Origin of the sequence: Burkholderia sp. S171, assembly GCF_009766085.1 — a bacterium.
In the GTDB taxonomy this organism is placed as follows: domain Bacteria; phylum Pseudomonadota; class Gammaproteobacteria; order Burkholderiales; family Burkholderiaceae; genus Caballeronia.
The window spans coordinates 1-967 of the sequence record NZ_LMUF01000014.1 but is presented as its reverse complement, the minus strand read 5'-3'; the positions used below and the strand labels follow the sequence as shown (position 1 = coordinate 967).

Genomic DNA, 967 nt, shown 5'->3' with positions numbered 1-967 from the left:
CGGTGGGCGCATGAGGCAGACGAAGCGGCAGTGATCGCCTAAGCGCCGACGCAGCGCCAGTAACAGCCCTTTTTCGGAAGTCGAATATGTAGCGGCACTCGACGCCGGTCAGCACATAGGGCCAGTGCAATGGCATACGAGCACGCATGAAGAACATTCAGAGACCACTGCCACAACTCTCTAGGTTACCGGAAGTCGTGTTACCAACACATGGCCGTTGCAGAGATGTACCACTATCCGTTCAGGGTCAGACTAGAGGCCTTTGCTGTGCGCAATAGCGGCCGCGCAGTGGATGGTCACTGACTTCCCAATGCAGACCCATGAATCGATAGTCATCTTGCTACCAGTTGAGTCTCAGTCCGGCCTCCGTTGCACGATGCCGATCGTCGTCGTCCGCGTGCAGGTATTGGCTGGTGGTCGAGATCGATTCATGCCCCAGATTGTCCCGCACGTATCGTAGGTCGACTTGACCGTCCATCATGCGAGAGCCCGTCGTGTGCCGCAGCCAATGGGCAGACGCCTGGCGCAACCGTTCGGCCGCACGCTCGTGGGCTTCGCCCGTCGACTGCAGATGGTCGATCGCGTTGTCGAACACCTGTTTAATGATGAGATGCAACGCACCGCGGGTCATCGTCCGATGTGCCCCACCGATCGGCAACAGCAGCGGTGTGGTTTCACCGCCATAGGGCAGCGCCGCAAGACCGTAGTGTCGGCGATAGCGTGTCAGCTCTGCCATCAGTTCGGTCGTCGCCGGCAGCAAGCGCTCCTTGTCGCCTTTCCCGGAGATTGTCAGCCACCACCGGTCCTGGCCATCGCGATCGCGCCGTCTGAAAAAGCCCCCCATCGGATTGTTCACGACTTCCGAGATGCGCAGACCCATCAGATATAGGATCGAGATCAGCCAGCGCACGCGTGCGTAGTGCTCCTGCTCCCGTGCGGTATCACGGGGCATCGCCTCGATTGAGGT

At 59.8% G+C, this 967-nt stretch carries 1 protein-coding gene; it reads right to left on the bottom strand.

Translation table 11 applies throughout. The annotated features are described in order from the left end of the window. Positions 1 to 340: 340 nt before the first annotated feature. Positions 341 to 967, bottom strand: a 627-nt coding sequence (locus GSQ93_RS09115; protein ID WP_158935347.1) for a site-specific integrase, incomplete at its 5' end; no start/stop codon positions are given.